The sequence below is a fragment of the Shigella sp. FC1544 genome (assembly GCF_001722145.1).
Taxonomy (GTDB): domain Bacteria; phylum Pseudomonadota; class Gammaproteobacteria; order Enterobacterales; family Enterobacteriaceae; genus Escherichia; species Escherichia coli.
In genome coordinates, this window is the sequence record NZ_MECT01000169.1 from 1 (window position 1) to 3,921 (window position 3,921).

4 protein-coding genes and 3 pseudogenes are annotated in these 3,921 nt (G+C 45.0%); 5 read left to right on the forward strand and 2 right to left on the reverse strand.

Annotated features, from left to right (window positions below):
* The 3 genes and pseudogenes from BGK49_RS10545 to BGK49_RS10555 all read left to right on the forward strand — a co-directional run.
* A pseudogene (locus tag BGK49_RS10545) lies at window positions 1–300 on the forward strand (IS1-like element IS1X2 family transposase); the annotation flags it as partial.
* 52 nt (window positions 301–352) lie between these two features.
* Window positions 353–1,201: pseudogene (locus BGK49_RS10550) on the forward strand (YPO3983 family protein).
* Window positions 1,198–1,689 (forward strand): DUF943 family protein, encoded by a 492-nt coding sequence (locus BGK49_RS10555; RefSeq protein WP_000837569.1) that lies wholly within the window; start codon window positions 1,198–1,200, stop codon window positions 1,687–1,689. The pseudogene BGK49_RS10550 and the gene BGK49_RS10555 overlap by 4 nt, the downstream one beginning before the upstream one ends.
* 41 nt (window positions 1,690–1,730) lie before the next feature.
* On the opposite strand, the gene corA is transcribed toward BGK49_RS10555, so the two are convergent.
* Both corA and ysgD read right to left on the reverse strand, forming a co-directional pair.
* Window positions 1,731–2,681: a magnesium/cobalt transporter CorA gene (gene corA, locus BGK49_RS10560; protein ID WP_000947159.1), complete on the reverse strand. Its 951-nt coding sequence runs from the start codon at window positions 2,679–2,681 to the stop codon at window positions 1,731–1,733.
* A 151-nt stretch (window positions 2,682–2,832) separates the two neighbouring features.
* Window positions 2,833–2,889 carry a protein YsgD gene (gene ysgD, locus BGK49_RS31010; protein ID WP_211180520.1) on the reverse strand — a complete coding sequence of 19 codons (57 nt, stop codon included), beginning with the start codon at window positions 2,887–2,889 and terminating at the stop codon, window positions 2,833–2,835.
* A 161-nt stretch (window positions 2,890–3,050) separates the two neighbouring features.
* Here ysgD and BGK49_RS10570 point away from each other — a divergent pair.
* Both BGK49_RS10570 and BGK49_RS10575 read left to right on the forward strand, forming a co-directional pair.
* Window positions 3,051–3,386 (forward strand): annotated as a pseudogene (locus BGK49_RS10570) (phosphodiester glycosidase family protein); the annotation flags it as partial.
* A gap of 66 nt (window positions 3,387–3,452) precedes the next feature.
* Window positions 3,453–3,921: IS4 family transposase (locus tag BGK49_RS10575; protein WP_069188159.1), on the forward strand; the 469-nt coding region annotated here is incomplete at its 3' end.

Consider the following 3,921-nt stretch of genomic DNA (forward strand, 5'->3'; position numbering starts at 1 on the left):
ACGGTTGTGGCGCACGTCTTCGGTGAACGCACTCTGGCCACACTGGAGCGTCTTCTGAGCCTGCTGTCGGCCTTTGAGGTCGTGGTATGGATGACGGATGGCTGGCCGCTGTATGAATCACGCCTGAAGGGAAAGCTGCACGTTATCAGCAAGCGTTACACTCAGCGCATTGAGCGACATAATCTGAATCTGAGACAACATCTGGCAAGGCTGGGACGGAAGTCACTGTCGTTCTCAAAATCGGTGGAGCTGCATGACAAGGTCATCGGGCATTATCTGAACATAAAACACTATCAGTAAGTTGGAGTCATTACCTTGATATTGAGCTTAAATATAACCAAGGCAAATGCAAATGAATAACATATTACTTCCGCCAATTAATATTCCCTGTACACTTTTCGAAACTATTAGTTTATTCGATTATTTTTCTGCTGATGATATGCAATATGGTGATATGGTAGAACAAGACTTTCTCTCACTCGGCCTAAGCGATATCTCAGCAAAAGTTGATCCTTACAGACTTATTAAATACCATTTCCCTGGCCCAGGTTCTATTAATGTTGCTTTTAGTGCCTCAAGTTCCGGAACAAAAATATCACAACGTGAATGCACTGATATTTTATTTGCAGAAATGAAAGAGCTAGCAAAAATGTTTTCCTTTTTTGGACAAAATAAAACACTTATCGAAGATCTGATTGAACATTTTAGATATGGAAATGGCAGCAATTTTCATAGCCAACAATTAAATTTATCTTTTCATGAAAAAATAAATAAATATGGTTATAATAGTCCAATACGAATAATCAAAGAATGTATCGAAAATGGCATTAATTCAACTCCCTCGACAGGATACCAACCTCTTATCCTGCAAAGCATTAAAACCAAATTACTTTCATCAAGACTAAATAAATTTAATAACTTCGAGGACAGTTTTAATGGCTTAGGAATCAGTGTTCATGATATTTCAGCTCAAAAAATATCTCTTTTAAGTTTTCAAAAATACGCTATAGGATGGAGTGCAACAATTCATTTTGTAGCACAGGACCACTCCGGTCTTGATGTAACTGATATCAAAAACAAGACTTACAGCAAATATAGATTTTTTCGCATATAGTTCTTTTTACAACGGCATAAAGACTTTGCTTTCAAACCTTTTTTCACCAATTTTAACACTATCGAAAGAATCGAAAATTATCTATGAAAAGCAAACTCCAGAAAATTATATTATGTTTATTTCTTCTATGCTGCATCTATAATTTATGGACATTGCGTCCTGTACAGATTTTGTATACATACTCTGATGCTGGCAATTCAGTCTTTCTGGTCGTTGATCATCGACCATGGACTGACAGCGATAAAATAAATTGGTATCTGAAGCATCAGAATGAAATTAAAAATCAACATCCCCTACCAGAAGGTAGTTGGCGTACCTGGTATGTCATTGATATCGGTAATGGCTTCACTGACTATAAAAAATATATCGAAGGGCCGTATGAAGATCTCTACTGTTTCCCGACAATTAAGAGCAATGATAATTGCATCGTGACAAATTACTTAATGATTATTAATGAATACCTTTATCGTAACACTCATATTGGTATTAACGATTTTACTGAGTATCAATTAACACAAGAAAATAAAATAGAGCGAGTTTTCAATCCGCATGACTTTAAAAAAGACAATTTTTAGAAATAAGCCGGATAAAAAAATAGCTTTATCCGGCACTCATATTACAACCAGTTCTTCCGCTTAAAGTACAGATACGGTGCCAGGCCCGCGAGGATCATAAAGATAATCGCGCCAGGGTAGCCGAAGCTCCACTTCAGTTCTGGCATAAACTCAAAGTTCATGCCATAGCTGGAAGCAACGAGCGTCGGCGGCAGGAATACCACGGATACCACCGAGAAGATTTTGATGATGCGGTTCTGCTCGATGTTGATAAAACCCATCGCCGCCTGCATCAGGAAGTTCACCTTCTGGAACAGAGATTCGTTATGCGGCAGCAGGGATTCGATATCTCGCAGGATTTCACGCGCCTGCTCCAGTTGTCCACCCGGTAAGCGTGCTTTACGTACCAGGAAGTTGAGCGCGCGCTGGGTATCCATCAGACACAGGCGTACTTTCCAGCCGATATCTTCCAGTTCCGCCAGCGTGGAGAGCGCCTCATCGTACTCATCGCCCTGATGCCCTTCCATAATCACCCGGCTCAACTGCTCCAGGTCGCTATAGATATTTTCAATTTCATCTGCCAACTGTTCGATTTTGGTTTCGAACAGATCCAGCAGCAGCTCGTAGGCGTTACCGTCTACCATCGACTGGCTACGGGCACGCATACGATACAGACGAAAAGCGGGCAGTTCACGCTCACGCAGAGTAAACAGACGACCATCACGGATGGTAAATGCCACAGTGGAGTTACCGGCGTGATCTTCCGCATCTTCAAAGAAGAAGAAGGAGTGAATATGCAGGCCGTCGTCGTCTTCAAAGAAACGTGCCGATGCTTCGATGTCTTCCAGTTCCGGGCGGGTTGCCAGGCTCTGGCCAAGTTCAGATTGTACACGCAGTCGCTCGTCGTCGTCCGGTTCGACAAGATCAATCCATACTGCATTTACAAGGGGTTGTGACTCTTCGACTTCCAGCCGGGTCAGTCGGTTATTTTCCAGTTGAAATGCGCTCAGCATGACCGGGACTCCCAATGCTTAAAATATCGGACAGTTCGGTGGGCACACAGAAACAAATTGGGTTTCAGACCATTAAACAGCCTGACTCAGCGCGACGGGAAAAATTGAGGTCGCTGACAACTCCTAAGGCTATCAGCAAAAAGGGATAGCCTTAGGAGTTGATCCTGGATGACAGGATAGTGAGCCAGTATCTACTGGGTGTGTCCAAGGCGAATGTCCTCTTAGAATGATCGTGCGCGCATGTTACGCCAGCAAAATTTTGCCGTCAACACGCAACAGAACACCACAGAACAATAGTTGAACTTCGCGCTTTTTGGTACTCGTCAAGGTCGCTAACAGGATAAAAAAATCCCACATCCAGGACCTATAATGGCGCATCGGCTACTCATTGGTAAAGGAATGATCACCTTGAATCTCAAACGGATTTTTCTCACCCTCACCTTACTTCCCTTGTTTTCTGTTGCCGCTGATGATTGCGCACTCTCAGATCCGACGCTGACCGTACAGGCGTATACCGTTAATCCTCAAACAGAGTGGGTGAAAATGTACTGGCAAAAAGCCAATGGCGAAGCGTGGGGAACGTTACATGCTCTGCTGGCGGATATTAATAGTCAGGGTCAGGTGCAGATGGCGATGAACGGCGGCATCTATGATGAAAGCTATGCGCCGCTCGGTTTGTACATCGAAAACGGTCAGCAGAAGGTGTAATGCCGATCAGTTAAGGATCAGTTGACCGATCCAGTGGCTGTGTAAGAATCCGGAAACGCTCACTTGTTTCCGGATTTTTTTATGCACATTGGACAGGCTCTTGATCTGGTATCCCGTTACGATTCTCTGCGTAACCCACTGACTTCTCTGGGGGATTACCTCGACCCCGAACTCATCTCTCGTTGCCTTGCCGAATCAGGTACTGTAACGCTACGCAAGCGCCGTCTTCCCCTCGAAATGATGGTCTGGTGTATTGTTGGCATGGCGCTTGAGCGTAAAGAACCTCTTCACCAGATTGTGAATCGCCTGGACATCATGCTGCCGGGCAATCGCCCCTTCGTTGCCCCCAGTGCCGTTATTCAGGCCCGCCAGCGCCTGGGAAGTGAGGCTGTCCGCCGCGTGTTCACGAAAACAGCGCAGCTCTGGCATAACGCCACGCCGCATCCGCACTGGTGCGGCCTGACCCTGCTGGCCATCGATGGTGTGTTCTGGCGCACACCGGATACACCAGAGAACGATGCAGCCTTCCCCC

Excerpts from the sequence above, each read along its gene's own strand:
- BGK49_RS10555 (WP_000837569.1), top strand. The coding sequence starts at position 1,198 with ATGAAAAGCAAACTCCAGAAAATTATATTATGTTTATTTCTTCTATGC.
- corA (WP_000947159.1), bottom strand. The coding sequence starts at position 2,681 with ATGCTGAGCGCATTTCAACTGGAAAATAACCGACTGACCCGGCTGGAA.